Consider the following 18495-nt stretch of genomic DNA (forward strand, 5'->3'; position numbering starts at 1 on the left):
TCTCTGTTATCGTACAAAAGGGGGTTTCGTTCTTATTCTACTTTTGTAATTGGGGCAAATCCGGCAAGCAAACGTTTCACACCCACCGGAGCCGGGAAGGCAATCTGCAGTTCGGTATCATTACCTGTCCCTTTGACCGCAACAATGGTGCCTGTCCCCCATTTGCCATGCTGCACTTTATCTCCTGCCTTGAATCCTGCTTCACCATCAGAAGCTACCGGCTTGGAAGCAGAGGATGGCGTAGAATATGTTGGGCGGGAGACACTTGTGGTCACACGCGAAGTTGGCGTGGATGAGGTAGCAGATGAACCGCTTTTACTTTGGTGATCGAACAGCTTGGTGCCACCACCGAAGTTACTTCCTCCACTAGAGCCTAACCCACGTCCACCATATGAGCCGCCTCCGCTACTTCCACGACGGTAACGATCACGAGCCATGGAGGTGTCTTCCTTCAGCTCATCCGGAATTTCATCCAGGAAGCGGGAAGGCGGGTTCGCAGTTGTACGTCCAAACAACGTCCGCATCTGTGCACAAGACAGGAACAGTTGCTCTTCCGCACGGGTGATCCCTACATAAGCAAGTCGGCGTTCTTCTTCCAATTCTTCATTGTCCATAAAGGCACGGCTATGCGGGAAGACCCCTTCCTCCATACCCACGATAAAGACAACCGGGAACTCCAGACCTTTGGCGCTGTGCATGGTCATCAGGGTAACCGCGTCGCTCTGATCCTCTTCATCATCGTTCATGCTGTCGATGTCAGCAATCAATGCAAGATCGGTGAGGAACGACACGAGCGTTTTGTCTTCATTATTTTTCTCAAATTCCATCGTTACCGACAGGAACTCTTCAATGTTCTCCAGCCGTGCACGGGATTCGAGTGTGTTTTCATTTTGCATCTCAAGACGGTATTGGCTCATCTCAAGAATCTTCTCGGTCAGTTCAGTTACAGACAGATACTCTACCATCTGATGCAACGCAGCGATCATGTCATAGAACTCCACCAGCGCATTCCGCGTACGACCAGCAAAACCAAGATCATCTACGACCTGAAGCACACGGAAAATAGAAATTCCACGCTCTCCTGCCGCAGCCGCGAGCTTCGCTACTGTTGTATCACCAATGCTACGTTTTGGTACATTAATGATCCGTGTAAGACTGATATCATCGTCGGGGTTGGATAACAGGCGCAGATACGCCAGAATGTCCTTGATCTCTTTACGATCATAGAACTTGATGCCGCCGACAATCTGATACGGAATATCAGACTTGATCAGAATTTCCTCTATAACCCGGGACTGAGCGTTGGTACGGTACAAAATGGCATGGTTCTGATAGGATTTGCCGTTCTTCACATTTTTACTAATCTCAGAGGTAACAAAATACCCCTCATCATGCTCGGAATCCGCACGGTACACCTTGATCTTCGAACCACCCTCTTTGTCCGTCCACAGTTTCTTCGGTTTACGCCCTGTATTCAGGCCGATCACTTCATTCGCTGCATTCAGGATATTGGAAGTAGAACGGTAGTTCTGCTCGAGCAAAATCGTGTTTGCTTCAGGGTAATCTTTCTCAAAGTTCAGGATATTGCTGATATCCGCCCCACGCCAGCGATAGATCGACTGGTCACTATCCCCTACAACGCAGATGTGGTGGTGGCTGTCAGCAAGCATGCGGCACAGCATGTACTGTGCACGGTTCGTATCCTGATACTCGTCCACGTGAATGTATTGGAATTTCTTTTGGTAAAAGTCGAGGACTTCCGGCACTTCCTTGAACAGTTGAATGGTCTGCATAATGAGATCGTCGAAATCAAGTGAATTGTTGGCTCTTAACCGTTTCTGGTACATCTTATATACCTTCGCCACAATACCCTCGAAATAGTCTCCCGACTGCTTCTCATATTGCTCCGGACTGATCAGTTCATTCTTGGCCGTGCTCATCATGGATTGAACTGCTTTGGGCTCGAATTTCTTGGTATCAATATTCTGGTCTTTCATACAGCTGCGAATAACAGATAATTGGTCCGATGAGTCCAAAATACTGAAGTTGGAGGTAAAGCCAATACGTTCAATATCACGACGCAAAATACGCACGCACATGGAGTGGAACGTGGATACCCATATGTCGCGGCCTTGGGAGCCACCAACTAGTTGGGATACACGATCTTGCATCTCACGGGCGGCTTTGTTCGTAAATGTAATCGCTAAAATGCCCCACGGGGGTGCCTTCCGTGTTGCAATGAGGTAGGCAATCCGGTGTGTCAGCACCCGGGTCTTGCCGGAGCCGGCTCCGGCCATAATCAGCAGCGGGCCATCCGTCGCCTCGACGGCTTGCCGTTGAGGGGTGTTAAGCCGTGCAACGGCATCATGTATATTTACAGGTTGCATGCATGCATGCTCCTTTCGTTGGTTGGTCTATAAAGCAAAATTAATAGGTTACACTTGCCACTCCGATGACAGAATAATCTTCCGATCGCTGTTATTCCCGGATTTTTCATCTACTTTTTCAAAGGTAAAAATCCGGTAATAAAGGCGAACGCTCCGCTTCTCCAGCTTATTTCTGTCCTCTTCGTTCTCGTGTAAAAATTAGTTTAGCTTATATTTAAAGGTAGTAAAAATACAAGAGAGAACACTTCGTTTCTGTGTAAACCTTACTCTTGTATACGAATTGCTTAATTAGTAAGGGCAAAGTTCTATTTTAACAGATCATAAGGGGAAAATGGGGGAATGGTAAACTAAACCGATTAAATGGTTCCTTTTACAGCCAACACCGTCTCAAGTGCCTTATTCAAATCGCTATACACAATATTACCTACCACGACGGTATCTGCCACCTGGGCAGCTTGCGTGGCTTTCTCCGGATCATCAATTCCGCCGCCATAGATCAGGTGTGCCCGATCCAGTTGTCTGTGCGTCTCACCAACAAGCTCCATATCTCCGAACGTTCCGCTGTACTCCATATATACAATTGGAAGATTGAGCAGACGCTCCGCAGCCTGGGCGTATGCCACCGCAGCTCCTGTCGTCAGATCCGTATCTGCACCAGTCAACCGCGCTACCGTGGAGTTTGCATTGAGCACAATATAACCCTCGGCAATCAGCAGATCCCATGGGATGAGATAACCGTAACGCTCTATGGCCTGCTGGTGGTGCCCAATCATCCATTTGCTGTCCGTTGCATTTAGGACCATCGGGATCAGATATCCGTCAAACCCGGGAACAACGGCCTCTAGATCGGATACTTCAAGCACACAAGGCAACTCATAGCGACGCACACGGGACATCAGGTCTACCGTGTTATCATAAGTAATTCCGGAAGATCCGCCGACGATAATTGCATCGGTCCCCGACATGCAGACCAGATCGAGTTCTTCGTCTGTAATTTCCCGGTCCGGGTCAAGCTTAAATACATGTCTCCACTGCTTAATCATGTCTATCAACGAACATTCCTCCAGAGGTTCTTCTGCATCCTAGAAAGCTTGTAAACTAAGTCTAAGTCAGCAGACAGTGAGTGTCAATGTTCGTATAAAAAGGGGAACAGGAAAACATGAATTTTTACGGTTTCCAGGCAAAACGTGTATTCATCTCATCCAGTTCTTGCTCTGTCAGCACGTCCGAGTAGACCCCGTACACGCCCCATTTCTCATAATTAGCCACTTGTTCAGTGTCATTGATGGTATGCACGTATGTGACTGAGCCTGCACTATTCAGCTTGGCCACGAAATTCTGGTTTACTTTATATTCCGGCATAGTCACGGCATCAATATCATTCTTTTGCACAAAATCAACAACCTGAGCTTCTGTATCCTGTGTGGCATATAACGTATAGATAATGGAAGGGAATGCATAGACTTCTTTCACCGTTTCGAGCATCGGTTCGTTATAGATCTGTACAACCACCCGGTCCAGCACGGATGGGTCATGTTCTTTGGCTGCATCCACGAGGGATCTTAACACCTGCTGAATATCCTCATCCTTCTGTTCCTTGGTGTCGGTTACGATATACATATCCGGATACTCGGCCAGTACATCTATAATGCCATCAGCATCCATGGGTTGATACATGCCTAAAATAGGCGTATTCATAAATTCATCATGTGTCAGTGCCCCGGCTTGTCTATCCTCCGGAAGCTCTTCGTCTTGTCCTAGCATTTTGCTCATATTAGCGGTCCATTCATGTCTGGCTACGGCTTTGCGATCCGAGGTTAACATAAAGTCGATCTCAAATACACGTGTGCCTTTCTCGTAATTGGCAATCATCGCTTCATAGGCGTTGGTATATGGTTGATCACGAATGCTGCCCATCGCATGGGCGATTAATCTATAAGCGGTAAATCCGTCCCGTTGTTCCTCACTCTCGCTTTCATAGGCGAAAAAGAGTGTGCCCACGGTAACGATCAGTAGTATTAACACGGCGGCAATGCGTTTCATATCACATTCACATCCTCAGTACCTTTTTGTTAGCTATCTACCCGAATTGATGAGGTGTAAAACAAAATAGCCGCCCGAGGCGGCTGTTAAATGGTGGGTGTAGTTTGGAAATAAAGCACGGACCCTCCACATGCTCAGTCCTTTTGCTGTACACTCAACTCTTTCAAAAACGCAATCAGCGCCTCACGCCAAGGTCTCAGAGGTTCCAGTCCGTTCGTTCGAATTGCCAAATGATCCATCACCGAGTATGCAGGACGAGGGGCTGGACGCGGAAACTGATCGGTTGTGCATGGCGTAAGTTCGGCTGTAGGCTCGAACCCACTCTGCTTATTGGCTTCTTCTTTTATTGCCTCTGCAAACTCGTACCATGTGCAAGTTCCTGAATTGGAGGCATGATAGATACCATATTTTTCACTTATGGAAAGGATATGAATGAATCGGGCAAGATCCACCGTATAGGTAGGCGAACCTTGTTGGTCATGAACAACTTGCAGTTGTGGACGTTTCTCCATAAGTTCCAGCATGGTTTTGACAAAATTACTGCCATACACGCCATACACCCATGATGTTCGAATGATAAACCATTGCGTACAAAAACTTTGAACCAGCCGTTCCCCGGCAAGCTTCGACTTGCCGTATACACTCTGCGGATTCGTTACATCGTACTCGCGGTAAGGTGTACTCCCGCTCCCATCAAATACATAATCGGTACTGATATATACCAGTTTTGCTTTCACTTTCTCGGCGGCAACCGCGATATTTCTAGTACCTGATGCATTAATTGCGTATGCTGTATCCTCATCTACCTCAGCCTGATCGACCGCCGTGTAAGCAGCGCAGTGAATAATGATGTGAGGCCGGAAGGTTGTAATCATATCTGTGCACTGCTGTTGATCGGTAATATCCATCTGGTTTTTGTCACAGGCCAATACCTGATGACCCTCTGCTTGAAAGGTCTTCACCACATCATAACCCAGCTGTCCTGCCGCGCCAGTCACCATAACTCTATAGTTCATTTGGACGAATCACCCATCCGCTTACCGTACTGAAGCTGAACATAGTCCTGATATGTGCCTGATTGAATTCTCGTCCACCAATCTTGATGTTTCAGATACCACTCGATCGTCTCCTTGATCCCTGTCTCAAAATTGTGTGCAGGTTGCCATCCGAGCTCTGTACGTATCTTGGTAGGATCTATACCATAACGTCGGTCATGTCCCAATCGATCCTGTACATATTGAATCAAACTCGCTGGTTTACCCAGTTGTTCCAATACGCTCTCCACAATGTAAATATTAGTACGTTCATTATTACCACCAATATTGTATACCTCTCCAGATTGTCCATTATGAATCACCAAATCAATCGCGCTACAGTGATCCTCGACATAAAGCCAGTCACGAATATTGAGGCCGTCACCATATACTGGAATGGCTTCATCATTTAATGCCCGGGATATAATCAGCGGAATCAGTTTCTCTGGAAATTGAAAAGGCCCGTAGTTATTAGAGCAACGTGTAATATTTACAGGAAGTCCAAAGGTTTCGTGATAAGCTCTTACGAGTAGATCCCCGCCAGCTTTACTTGCAGAGTACGGACTGTTTGGCATCAGAGGTGTATCTTCAGTAAATAAACCTGTTGCACCCAATGATCCATATACCTCATCCGTCGATACCTGAACAAATTTGGTGACCTGATACTTCTTTGCCGCATCCAGCAGAACCTGAGTCCCCATCACATTGGTACGCACAAAGATATCCGGGGACAGAATACTTCGATCCACATGAGACTCGGCAGCGAAATTCACAACCACATCGATGCCTTGAGAAAAAACAGCTTCCATCTGCTGTACATCTGCAATATCTGCCTTGATGAAGGTATATCGGGGATTGGACTCTACCGTATGCAAGTTCTCCAAGTTCCCTGCATACGTTAATGCATCCACATTGATAATTTCATAACTCGGATGTTCACGAAGCATATATAACACAAAGTTGCTGCCGATAAATCCGGCCCCACCTGTAACCAGTAGTTTCATGCTGTCTCTCTCCCTCTGCCTCCAGATACAGAAGTATCTGAAAAGTCTGATTAATTAGTCGAAATTCAGTTCAGCATCTTTCAGTAAAGGATGCTTCTGATCCTTCTCCGATAATATAGGTTTCGTCACAGGCCAATCAATGGCGAGCGCCGGATCGTTCCACAGAATTCCACGATCATGTTCAGGTGAATAATAGGCATCTACCTTATAAGTTACCCGGGAATTAGGCACCAAGGTACAGAATCCATGAGCAAATCCTTGAGGAACAAGCAGTTGCCGCTGGTTGTACTCACTTAGAATGACACTTTTCCATCGGCCAAAAGTAGGGGATGAGGTGCGGACATCCACAATCACATCATATATAGCCCCAGATATAACCCTCACCAATTTAGTCTGTGCTTTGGGCTGAAGTTGATAATGAAGCCCACGCAGAACACCTGCTTCAGCCGACAAGGATTGATTGTCCTGAATAAAGACGTGCTGTATCCCCTGTTCATGCAGAACCTGCTCATTATAACTCTCCATAAAATATCCACGGTGATCACCATAAACCTTGGGTTCCAATATGGCAGCACCATCCATAAACAGCGGAAGTACCTTCATGACATCCCTCCGTTTTGCTGTTGACATCATTTCTTCATATTGACTATGTATATGTACAGTGTCGGGTATGTGTTTGTTCATTGGCCTGTATAACCCTCATATTTACTCTTCCATAAAATAAATTAAAGCCCAGCCGCGATATCATTCTTCGGCTGGACTTCAAGGGCATGCGGAAAACCATTTATTGATTCTTTACGACCTGTTCCAAATACTTCAAGAGATCTTTCCGTAGATCCGGGCGTTGCAATGCGTAGTGAATCGATGTCTCAATAAAGCCCAACTTCTCACCAACATCATGACGCAATCCATCAAAGTGATATGCGAGAATCTGCCGCTGTTCATTCAATCGGGACAAGGCATCCGTAAGCTGAATTTCTCCCCCGACACCAGCAGATTGTTGACCTAGTATCTCAAAGATATCCGGTGTAAGAATATAACGTCCCATAATAGCAAGGTTCGAAGGGGAATCTTCGGTCTTTGGTTTCTCAATTAAGCGGCGGGCCCGAAAGACACGATCATCGGTAGGGGTCAGCAACTCTCCGTCCACTATCCCATAGCGGGATACCTCGCTCCAATCAACAGGCTGTACACCAACAATCGGAGATTGCAGTTCATCGTAGACATCGATCATCTGCTTCAGGCAGGGATGTTCCGCTTCCACAATATCATCCCCTAACAGGACGGCAAAAGGCTCGTTGCCGATAAACTTGCGGGCACACCAAATGGCGTGACCAAGTCCCTTCGGTTCCTTTTGACGGATATAATGGATATCTGCCATCTCGGAGGGTTTGCGTACTTCGTTAAGCAAGTCCCACTTCTGTTTATCCGCCAGATTCTGCTCCAGCTCAAAAGAGTAGTCGAAGTGATCTTCAATGGCGCGCTTCCCTTTACCTGTCACAATAATGATATCTTCAATGCCTGAAGCTACGGCTTCTTCAATAATGTACTGGATCGTTGGCTTGTCCACGATGGGCAGCATTTCCTTAGGCATCGCCTTGGTGGCAGGCAGAAACCGGGTACCCAGCCCTGCGGCTGGAATAATCGCTTTGCGAATACGCACACGAACCCACTCCTTTTGCTAAACAAGTTGAACTAAAGATTATTTACACTGACACTACGATGACAGAACAACCTTCCGATCGCTGTTATCCCCAGATTTTTTAATTCACTTTTACAAAGGTGAAATCTGGTGATAGCGTATGCTTCCGATGCAGCTTTCTTTCAGAAAGCTTTTAGGCGAACGCTTCGCTTCTCCATCTTTTTTCTGTCCTCTACGTTTCTCGTGTAAATGATTAGTTCAACTTGTATAGATTCATATATTTAATGATTCTTATTGCTACGATGCTTGGACTCCATTATACCATCAACAATTCGCGGATATCCTGTTCGGATAAGGTCGTCGATACTCCGTCTCCCGGTTCGATAACTTCGGCAATCAAGTCCTTCTTCCGCTGCTGGAGTTCCAAAATCTTCTCTTCGATCGTACCTTCGGTAACCAGACGGATAACTTGCACGACTTGTTTCTGTCCCATGCGATGGGCTCGCCCAATGGCCTGTTCTTCCACGGCAGGATTCCACCACAGATCATATAATATAACGGTATCTGCCCCTGTTAAGTTTAATCCGGTACCTCCAGCTTTCAGGGAGATTAAGAACAGTTCAGCTTCGCCCTCATTAAATCTGTGGCACATCTCAACCCGGCTCTGTGCAGGTGTCTGACCATCGAGGTAGAACAGATTCCTTCCCTGTGCCGCAAGGGTCTGACGAATCAAGTTCAACATGCTCGCAAATTGGGAGAAGATGAGAATTCGTTTCCCTGAAGCCAAACAATCCTCGACCGTTTCTAGCAACTGTTCCATTTTCCCGGAATCTCCTTGATATCCTTCCACAAAGAGGGCCGGATGACAACACAACTGACGCAAGCGCGTGATGCCAGCCAAAATTTTGATGCGATTCTTCTGGAATCCGTTATCCTCCATGTCCTTCGATGCTTCATCCTGAAGCTGGGAAAGGTATGCGGCGTACAGTTTCTTCTGTTCAACCGTAAGCTCTGACCGCTGTACCGTTTCAATTCGATCAGGCAATTCTTCCAACACATCCTTCTTCAGACGGCGCAGAATAAACGGACGGACCATCCGCGAGATCCGTTCCGGAGGAAGGTCGCGGAATCTTCTGTAACTTGGAAACAATCCAGGGAATACCGCTTCAAAAATGGACCACAATTCATCCAGTGAGTTCTCTACAGGCGTTCCTGTGAGTGCAAAACGACGCGGAGCTTGAATCTGTTTGACTGCCTGCGCGGTCTGAGAAGAAGCATTTTTAATTGCCTGAGCTTCATCCAGAATGAGCGTATGAAAGGTTCGGCCCAGGTAGGTATCCAAATCCCGTCTCAACAGAGGATACGACGTCACAATCACATCTGCCTCATCCATTCCAGAAAGCATATTGGCTCGCTCTTCTTTCTGACCGGCTGCGATCAGGACTTTCAGATGCGGGGCAAACCGTGCAAACTCATTAGCCCAGTTATAGGTTAGCGAGGCAGGCGCCACGACAAGTACCGGGGGATGAATGACCCTCGTTCGGATTGTCAGTCCATCCTGCTGCATCGTGGACCATAGGCCATCCGTATTCTCTGAATCCATCTTATCCAATGGGAGCCCAGTTTCGGAATCAATGTTGGAAGTCGCCAACGTTTCACCGCCCCGTAATGATCCGCTCTCCCGGTATTTATCAACGCCCGTATTGTCCATATTGTAGTCGGGCTTCTCCTGAAGAACCGCTGTGATATAGGCGATACTTTGCAACGTTTTGCCAAGTCCCATATCATCCGCCAGAATGCCGCCAAAACGATAATAAGCGAGGGTACGCAGCCACTGGTATCCACTGTTCTGATAATCCCGCAGGATGGGGGTCAGTGTCTCTGGCAATGCAAAATCCATCCGTTCGGGATCTCGCAGATCATCAAGGAAACGTTTCAGGGAGCCTCCCCACTTCACATGACCGGAAACTTCATCCCTGCCTGGCAATTGTAACGCCCGAACAGCTGGCAGCCGGATATGGCTGCTCTTGATGTCATCTGCTCCAAGTCCCAGTGAATCGGCCATATGAGCGAAACTGTCTGCACCTTCATTTTCAAGCGACAGAAAGATACCGCTCTTGAGACGGAAATACGGTTTCTTTTCCACAATGCGACGCATGAGTTCTTGAAGCTCCTGCTCGTCCACACCTTCCATCTCGAATGAAATCTCAAGCCAGTCCAGTCCTCTCCCCAAATCTGCTCGTACTTTCGGCGGTGTTGGATAGGATTGCACCATGGCCTTCACGGCGTTTGGCATATAGATGTCTACCTGTTTTTCAAGCTCAGGCAACAGATGATACATAACATCATAGATGGCATCTTCCCGTTCGCTCGCCCAGACACTACCATCACGTTCCAGGAAAGAACGATCGAGCCGTTCAATGAGATTCCGTTCTTTGTATCGATCACGCACCAAAATAACCTTTTTCTCTTCTTCATCTATTAAATACTCTGCAAGTGGATTAATAACCATGACCTCATAGTCGAATTCCAGACGCGCTGTAATACGTTCACGATAGAAGTCGATGTACAGCTTCGGTGAAAGTTCCGGTTCCGCGATCTGTTCACGCACCTGTGAATCAATGGACAGATGTCCAAGCGTACGCAGTTCTGGCACGACATGCTGTACGAATTCATCCACCTGCTGAGTCGAAATATCGATGCTTTCCTTGATTCCATACGACGTGAGCGCCCCACTCAAGTCCTCCAGACTTCGCATCTGCATCGGCTCCAACATGTGCAACTGCCCTTCCACCACAGCGGCATCATAAGCAGGGAGAAGAATCAGCTCACGCAGTCCGGAAATTTCAAGCTGATATCCTTCATTCACTCCCTGGGCGATCCGGTAAAATAAAGGAAGTACCCCCTCACCCAGTGTGAGTGGTCCATTGGCAAATCCCGTGCCCTCCATCCGGCTGTCGGCCTGTAGTAGTAATTCCAGCAATGGCTTCCATACGAGCGGAGCAATCAGTATATCCCGTCCGTCCGAAGCTCCCAGATAACCGGAGATGGATTGGCGATAGGCCTCCTCACTCTGTCTCATTCGAATAAGCATCGAGAGAATGGCCTGATCCTGCGGAGTGAAAACATGCATCAATGGATCATAGTGGAACAGTTTGGTAAATGACATGGGCTCGCCCTTCTCGATACAGTTCAGGAATTGCTTCACTTTCTGCACCACATACAGACGTTTGTTACCCACTTTCAATTCAAGAGCAAGTTTCCCACCACCCTTGTGAACCTGTATCAGCTTACATATAAACTGAACCTGCAATTCTTCCCGCAGGGAGGAACGGCTGACAGGGGCAGTGTATTTACGATCATTTCCATGCAGCGGTCTCCGATCCTTGGCAAACATGGACAGAATCTGATCCGCCGTACGGTAAGAAGGTTTATCTGCCGAGCGGCCCCACCCCGAAGCTGAGCTTGGACGACCTGCTTGGGCAAAGTGAACGGGCGGACGCTCTGGAGCATCATTCAGTTGCTCTCGTTGTGAAGCAGACTGTGGTCGCTCCCACATGCTCTCTTCGACCAACGTCCCAACTATGGACTTGGAACCTGAGCTGGAACTGGTATTGGCTCCTTGGCCTGTAGCAGGTTGAAGGGGTTTTCCAGAGGCAATCGTGGCATTACGCTCCTGCTGCTCACCCCATTCGTGAATAGCCAACAGGACAGCAGCGACATGTTTGCAATAGTCATAATGCCTGCCATCACCCGGACAACTGCAGCCTGCTACAACCTCACGCGTTCCATCTATATCCACGGTCACCTGATAGCGCTCCGATCCACGTACCTGAGCTTCATAATGAAGCTTGTCCTCACCGACCACCAGATTGGTCACCCTGCCAGATTGGTTATAATCTTCTCCGCGCTTGAATGCCGTGACCCCGCACAGCAATTTGATATCCATAATTGTGAATGGCGCCACGCTTCTTCGCCTCCTGTACATGATGTAAAAAAACCCCAAGAGCTCCGTAAAGCAGAGATTGGGGTTGCTTCATGCTTGATTGTAAATGTTGATGTAACATACAATCTGTTTATTTCACCAATTGACCACGTGTAACTCCCAGTTGGTTTGTTGCTTTGAGTGTTTTCCAAACTTGTGTACCACTGATCTCGCCGCGCAGTGCGCGGTTGTACAGATCGATAACTTCGCGTACCTGCTCCGGTGTCTCTTCCAGGAATTCCACACGGTAACGGGATACACCCAGATCCATAAAGTTGGTCAGATACTCGGCACCTGACTGTTCCACTGCATTGTACACGGTATTACGGCAACCTTCATCCACACGTACCGGGTGGGACATGCCAATCCGGTCTTGCAGTGATGCACGCTGTTCCTCACAAGGACGGCCACAGTTCGTGAAGTCCGTACCCTCACTCATGAACGTACAATACACACAGTGCTCGGTGTGGAACATCGGCAGATGCTGATGGATAACCACTTCGGTCTGACTTGTACGGGAGTGACCCAGCAAATCAACCATTTGTTGAATGTTCAGGTCATAGGATGGCGTAATCCAGTCACATCCGGCTTCCAGGAACAATTCTACTGCTTTGTGATTGGCGATGTTCAATGAGAAGTCGCCGATCAATTCCGGGTGCTTCGCATCCGGGTTCTCCATCCGGTGGCGAAGGTAGAAGTACAGTGCGCCTGTATTACGTACCAATACCGCATCTGGCTTCAGACGCAGGATGTTGTTATGATATCCGTTCTCCCCAGGCATATGAATACGCGGTGTTGCCAGCGCAATCTTGCGACCAGCGGCATGCACAGCTTCCACGGCTGCCGGGAACTGTTTGATAAACTCGAAGTCGGCATAGATCATACCGATTCCTGCTTCAATCGCTGCCTCCACTTGTGGCAGGCTGCGGCAGAGTGCGGTCAGTTCTGCTTGACCGCGAGCGACTGGCGATGCCGGTTTAACCGAATCGCCGTACACATCTACCGCCCGTTTCACGTAGACGGGTGGTTTAGGGCGTTCGCCCGCGAGTTGTTCTACCGCCTGACGGCGAATGTTATTCAACTCGCGCATTGGGATGATGACGTCACCGTGCAAGTTGACGTCCATTCCTTCCAACTGGAACACGGTGCCTCCCAGACGTCCGAACTGCTCTTCGAGCAATTCATGTGTCATTGGACGTTTCTGCGCGATGTCCAGTTCCATCTCGGAATCAATACGGACGGTCGTGCCTTTCTGTACGTCTGTCCACCATGTGCTAAGCGGCTGCCCCGGGCTGCCGATAACTTTTACTTTTACCGGGAATACGCGGTAAGGCTTCTCGGTCTCGAAGCTTTGACGAAGACGTTTGTCGAGCGCCGGGTCATTTGTTTTCCACACTTTGTCGCCAACTTTTACGCGGCGCAAATCCACGTCACTACGGCCTGGCACAACGTCAACGATCCAGCCCTCTTCGGCTTCGCCTTCGAGTTTTACGCCTTTGCGACGTACATCATATACCCGTCCGCCTTCTTCCTTCTGAGTCGGGTCTCCAGCGTCAAATACGATCCCGTCTCCACGTTTCACGGGTGCATCCAGCTTCAGGACCACACCATCACGCAACACTTGATCTACACGACCGAGGTAGACACCACGGCTTTTCGGGAACGTTCCATCCACCAGTTCTTTGTTGTTTGTACCGCTCAGGAAACCATGCGTGAATCCACGGGAGAAGCTTTGCTGCAATTCGCGAACTTCTTCCTTGCTTGGCGGCGTGTTATCTCCATCAAAATAACGGTCAATCGCTTTACGATATTTGCTTACTACGTTTGCTACGTATTCTGGCGTTTTGAGACGTCCTTCAATTTTGAAAGAAGTTACTCCTGCTTCGATCAGTTCCGGCATCAGATCAATCGCTGCCAGATCCTTTGGAGACAACAGATAAGCTACATCACCCATCGGTTTGTGCACCCCATCCACCATCAGATCGTATGGAAGACGACAAGCTTGTGCGCACTCTCCGCGGTTCGCCGAACGTCCTCCCCACATTTCGGAAGTCAGACATTGCCCCGAGTAGGATACACACAACGCACCATGAACGAATACTTCCATTGGAAGCTTCGCCTGTTCCCCGATCTTCTGGATCTGCTTCAGGTTGTTCTCCCGTCCCAGAACGACACGTTCCATATCAAACGGCTTCGTGAACTCGACCGCTTCCGGTGACGTAATCGTCATCTGTGTTGAACCGTGAATCGGGAAATCCGGTGAGATCTCGCGGATCATCTTCACCAAACCCAAATCCTGAACAATTACAGCGTCCACACCTGCATCGACACATGCATCAATCAATTCTTTCGCATCCGTCAATTCATTTTCAAAAATCAATATATTAAAGGTCAAAAAACCTTTTACGCCATAACTGTGCAAAAACGCCATAATCTCCGGCAGCTCGTCCATGCGGAAATTGTTCGCCCGTGCCCGTGCATTAAACTTTTCGACTCCGAAGAAAATTGCATCTGCGCCATTAGCTACCGCCGAACGCATACAATCCCAGTCACCAGCGGGTGCCAGAAGTTCAACGTCTTCTCTTCGTATTGTTGCTGTTTTCATGTAGATCCTCCCCATAACCGACTATCCGCCGGATTTCATCCCTATATCCTTAAACGCCTAAACATACCAAGCCTAAGACTGCACCTTATCGGGTACACCTGCATTGTCACGGTATTACAATATCTATCTATTATGTCTGTATTGCCTGAACTCCAAGCTTACAGTCATTCCTATTCATCAGATCAGCAGTCATAACTCCTGAACTAGTATAGTGTACCACTTCTGCACCGACTCTTCTACGTTTTCCTGAAAAAACCGTTTACCATTTTCATTTCCATTAAGATTTACACTAGACACTTCGATTGCAGTACCATCTTCCGATCGCTGTTACCCCCAGATTTTTTTATTTCCTTTTCTAAAGGGGAAAAATCTGGTGATAAACGCGCACGCTTCGCTTCTTCAGATCGGTTCTGCACTCTTCGTCCCAGTGTAAATATTTAATTTATCTTATACAGAAAACAAATAAGCCGAAAGGTCTTTTGACCCTCCGGCTCCACTACATTTATTTAATAAAAGTAAATGAGTTCACTGCTTTTTCCAAGGCGGCCGCCTGAACTTCTGTCTTGTTGGCATCGTTCAGACCACTTGTGATCGTATAGGTTGTTCCATCCTTTTCAAACACGATCTGCCGACCCGCATATGGCACGCCTTTGTCCAGTTCATGATACGTAAAGGAAAATGCAGGCACACCCGCAAACGTCAGCTCCTCACTGCGTAGCAGCTGGAAGTTTTTCCGCGTTTTGGTGGCTTCGGCATAAGCTTCTCTCAATTGGCTGACCGTCATCTCGATTGACTTGTCTTCACTCGCCGCAATGGAGAATTCTCCGCCCGTAAAGGTGTACACCACAGGTGAATATTCGAATCGATCACTGTAAGGTGTCCAGTAACGCGGAATATCCACACTGTATTTATAACGTTTGGACGTACGTGTAAGTGTCTTCGTTTTGTCTGTCAAATAAGGATCTTCATCCAGCTGACCGAAATTATCGGCAACCGTATCAAAATCAATCTCCACACTCTTCATGATCCGTTCAAACCATGCCCGATCTGCAACCTGCTCCTCAGGGAACGTATACTCTGCATAATATCGATACCCATTCTTCTGCAAAAGAACATCAAACTCGGTCTGCCAGCCCCCGCCAAAGTTATAACGGAATTCATTCACCTCGGCAGTCTCTCCCGAGATATCCATCGTATATGAGCCGATTGGCTCGTAACTCTCTGGTGTAAATGTCTCGCGCATCCACTTATCCAGTTGGCCACTCCAGTCTTTTACCGTTGTACCTGTCTTCGCCGATGTGACACGCCATTGCAGATATGCACCATCCTTGGCTTCATAGATCATCTGATTGTTATCCATCGACCAGCCGGCTGGAATCTTCAATTCAATACCATAGTCATCGTTCCACGCGGAGCGCATGCCATTATCTACGGTGGATAGATCCTTAATCGTTCGATCCGACTCTGCATAGGTTGGCTGGAATGAATTGAGTAGCGCTGCACGTTTGCCCAGATCTTTATAATTCAGGGCTTCGTAATCCGCGAGGTACACATCATATTGACGACCTTCACTCAGATACTGACGCATCTCCCATAACATGCCGTCTACATCTTTCACGATAATCCGTGCATAAGGTGTTTTGCCTTTCGACACCGCTTGACGATCCAGCACCGTATCTCCCGATTGTTTGGCCTCCTGGACGAGTTGCTGCAACAAATCATCCGCATCCAGAGCCACATCCTGATCGCTGACATACACTTCAAGATAATAACTGTTGTCCGCAGCGCCGAAAGTTATCATGCGCTCCTGCTCACCGGTCTGGAAAACCATAAGGTCTGCCGGGTAGTTAATGGACCAACCGTAAAAACTGTTGCCGATTCTGGTTTTGCCTTCATCCGGATGAATACCATCCTCATCATCCACCGAATCATCGGTTTGCAACAGACGAATGACCATTTCTCCGGAGCTGGTTGGAGCTAACGTCGCTCCGATACCGGCAGCAACCGGACGAAGTGGAACCATAAGTACACCATTCACCATCTTGGGAGCGACACCCATCTCATGTTTTACACCATCCACCCAGGCAATTGAACTGCCAATCGTTAGGGTGACCGTGTGAGGACCTTCCTTGATTTTAACAACATCATTTTTCTCCAGCCGGATTTCACTGCCAAATGCTTTCTTGAACACACCAACAGGCACCATCGTAACACCCTTGAACTTGTAAGGTTTAGCTATGGCCTGCTTATCGCCGTTAATGTAGGCGCTCGTGCTACCTGCTTTGACTCGTAGTTCACTTGTCGTCAGATCAGATGCCCATATAGGCAATGCCGCACCAATGGTCAGCATCCCGGTTAATACACCTGTGCTTAGCACACGTATCCATGACTTTTTCATTCCGTTCTTTCGTCCTCTCTCCATCCGGGCTGATCGCCGGGCTTTATTGTTCTTCATCTGCAAGGAACGCTTCATCTTCCTCGTCTACGATGTCTGCGCGATCAGCAAGCACCAACGTGCGGGTGACGATATCGCCATCCGTTTGCATCAACAGCTTTACCTTTTGTCCAGGCAGATACTTTTTGAGCAACTCATTGATATCCACTACTGAAGAGACACGTGTGCCCGCGACACTATAAAGGACATCACCCTCTTTGATTTTGGCTTTCTTGGCTTCAGGAGACAGTACGCCCGTAATCGTTAAGGGATCATCTGTAGGCAGGCCCACAATCGCAGACCAGCTTTCTTCCAACTGTAGTCCCAGACTTGCACGTTTTATTTTGCCATATTTAAAAAACTGATCGATGATATATTGAACGGTATCCACTGGAATCGAAAACCCCAAACTCTCTACGCCGACCGCAGAAAATTTCATGGAATTGATACCAACCACTTCACCCTTCAGGTTGACCAGCGGTCCTCCGCTATTTCCTGGGTTAATCGCCGTGTCGGTCTGAATCAACCGGTAGGTCGCCTCAACACCACGATTCAAGCCGCTAATTACCCCTACCGTTGCCGAGTTGCGCAAAGAAAAGGAAATCGGCGTACCCAAGGCAATCACCGTTTCTCCAACAGTGGTTTGTGAAGCTTTGGCGAAGCTCGCCGGTTTGAGTGATTTGGCATTGATTTTGATTAGCGCCAGATCACTTAGTGCATCACTGTATGTTTTCGTAATTTTGTATGTATTGCCATCCGTCGTTACGACCACGGGGTTCGTTAATCCGTCGACCACGTGAGCATTCGTTACAATCCATCCGTTCGACCGGATAATGACACCTGTACCATGTGCAAGATTATAACGGTCGTCTGATGTTGCACCGTCCTGCGCTTCGGTAGATTTCCCAATAATGCCTACGACGGAAGGAGATACCTTTTCGATCACTTTGGGAATGGCTTCACTTCCCTTGTACGTGTACGTTCCCGATTTGGCATCATATTGTCCACTTCCACCAACTGCCTTGAGCAGATCCTTGGTGTTCACATAGACTTGACCGTCTACCACCTTCGCTTGCATTGCCGCTTTGGATTCAGCTGCACCGGCCGTTGCCGCCACACTAATCGAGAGTACAGCAGCCATCAGTATGGCTATCCCCTTTTTACCCAACACGCTCATATTCTCACCTGACCCTCTCTATACATCCTTCTTGCGCGACTCGACATCGGATTCATCGCTGAATCTATTCTCTTTTTCTCTCATCTGCAATTCCGGTATCCCTCAATGTATCATACAGATTCTGGATATACAATTGTTTTAAGTCCTATTTTAGTAGAGAAGATAGAATCTTGTTCAATCGCTC

The 18495-nt window shown here is 48.0% G+C and carries 11 protein-coding genes; all 11 read right to left on the reverse strand.

Translation table 11 applies throughout. The features are described from left to right. Positions 1 to 32: 32 nt before the first annotated feature. The 11 genes from pcrA to NSQ20_RS28480 all read right to left on the reverse strand — a co-directional run bounded on the left by pcrA (position 33) and on the right by NSQ20_RS28480 (position 18311). Complete coding sequence (pcrA, locus tag NSQ20_RS28430) at positions 33 to 2387, reverse strand: DNA helicase PcrA (protein ID WP_036667702.1); 2355 nt, start codon at positions 2385 to 2387, stop codon at positions 33 to 35. A 356-nt stretch (positions 2388 to 2743) separates the two neighbouring features. Continuing rightward, entirely contained in the window at positions 2744 to 3439 is a 696-nt protein-coding gene (locus NSQ20_RS28435; RefSeq protein ID WP_340031262.1) for a heptaprenylglyceryl phosphate synthase, read from the reverse strand. A 115-nt stretch (positions 3440 to 3554) separates the two neighbouring features. Next, a complete protein-coding gene (locus NSQ20_RS28440) occupies positions 3555 to 4430 on the reverse strand; it encodes a phosphatidylinositol-specific phospholipase C/glycerophosphodiester phosphodiesterase family protein (RefSeq protein WP_253503571.1) in 876 nt (291 codons plus the stop codon). A gap of 134 nt (positions 4431 to 4564) precedes the next feature. Further along, a complete protein-coding gene (gene rfbD / locus NSQ20_RS28445) occupies positions 4565 to 5446 on the reverse strand; it encodes a dTDP-4-dehydrorhamnose reductase (RefSeq protein ID WP_036667706.1) in 882 nt (293 codons plus the stop codon). Beyond that, the gene (gene rfbB / locus NSQ20_RS28450) at positions 5443 to 6468 is read right to left on the reverse strand and encodes a dTDP-glucose 4,6-dehydratase (protein WP_036667707.1); all 1026 of its coding nucleotides are present in this window, start codon (positions 6466 to 6468) and stop codon (positions 5443 to 5445) included. The genes rfbD and rfbB overlap by 4 nt, the downstream gene beginning before the upstream one ends. A gap of 54 nt (positions 6469 to 6522) precedes the next feature. Next, a complete protein-coding gene (gene rfbC, locus NSQ20_RS28455; protein ID WP_036667708.1) occupies positions 6523 to 7071 on the reverse strand; it encodes a dTDP-4-dehydrorhamnose 3,5-epimerase in 549 nt (182 codons plus the stop codon). A 181-nt stretch (positions 7072 to 7252) separates the two neighbouring features. Then, positions 7253 to 8131, reverse strand: coding sequence for a UTP--glucose-1-phosphate uridylyltransferase GalU (gene galU, locus NSQ20_RS28460; protein ID WP_036667709.1), 879 nt, complete (start codon positions 8129 to 8131; stop codon positions 7253 to 7255). A 295-nt stretch (positions 8132 to 8426) separates the two neighbouring features. Beyond that, positions 8427 to 12077 carry a DEAD/DEAH box helicase gene (locus tag NSQ20_RS28465; RefSeq protein ID WP_162163186.1) on the reverse strand — a complete coding sequence of 1217 codons (3651 nt, stop codon included), beginning with the start codon at positions 12075 to 12077 and terminating at the stop codon, positions 8427 to 8429. A gap of 109 nt (positions 12078 to 12186) precedes the next feature. Then, positions 12187 to 14700, reverse strand: coding sequence for a U32 family peptidase (locus tag NSQ20_RS28470; RefSeq protein WP_017692029.1), 2514 nt, complete (start codon positions 14698 to 14700; stop codon positions 12187 to 12189). A 502-nt stretch (positions 14701 to 15202) separates the two neighbouring features. Beyond that, positions 15203 to 17098 carry a stalk domain-containing protein gene (locus NSQ20_RS28475; protein ID WP_340031263.1) on the reverse strand — a complete coding sequence of 632 codons (1896 nt, stop codon included), beginning with the start codon at positions 17096 to 17098 and terminating at the stop codon, positions 15203 to 15205. 43 nt (positions 17099 to 17141) lie between these two features. After that, on the reverse strand, positions 17142 to 18311 hold the full coding sequence (locus NSQ20_RS28480; RefSeq protein ID WP_340031264.1) for a trypsin-like peptidase domain-containing protein: 1170 nt from the start codon (positions 18309 to 18311) through the stop codon (positions 17142 to 17144). Between the last annotated feature and the right edge of the window lie 184 nt (positions 18312 to 18495).

The organism is Paenibacillus sp. FSL K6-1122 (assembly GCF_037977015.1).
Lineage (GTDB): Bacteria > Bacillota > Bacilli > Paenibacillales > Paenibacillaceae > Paenibacillus > Paenibacillus amylolyticus.

What these genes read in the sequence shown, in the direction of transcription:
- NSQ20_RS28440 (WP_253503571.1), bottom strand. Translation starts at nt 4,430, where the DNA reads ATGAAACGCATTGCCGCCGTGTTAATACTACTGATCGTTACCGTGGGC.
- rfbD (WP_036667706.1), bottom strand. Translation starts at nt 5,446, where the DNA reads ATGAACTATAGAGTTATGGTGACTGGCGCGGCAGGACAGCTGGGTTAT.
- NSQ20_RS28470 (WP_017692029.1), bottom strand. Translation starts at nt 14,700, where the DNA reads ATGAAAACAGCAACAATACGAAGAGAAGACGTTGAACTTCTGGCACCC.
- rfbB (WP_036667707.1), bottom strand. Translation starts at nt 6,468, where the DNA reads ATGAAACTACTGGTTACAGGTGGGGCCGGATTTATCGGCAGCAACTTT.
- pcrA (WP_036667702.1), bottom strand. Translation starts at nt 2,387, where the DNA reads ATGCAACCTGTAAATATACATGATGCCGTTGCACGGCTTAACACCCCT.
- rfbC (WP_036667708.1), bottom strand. Translation starts at nt 7,071, where the DNA reads ATGAAGGTACTTCCGCTGTTTATGGATGGTGCTGCCATATTGGAACCC.
- NSQ20_RS28480 (WP_340031264.1), bottom strand. Translation starts at nt 18,311, where the DNA reads ATGAGCGTGTTGGGTAAAAAGGGGATAGCCATACTGATGGCTGCTGTA.
- NSQ20_RS28475 (WP_340031263.1), bottom strand. Translation starts at nt 17,098, where the DNA reads ATGAAAAAGTCATGGATACGTGTGCTAAGCACAGGTGTATTAACCGGG.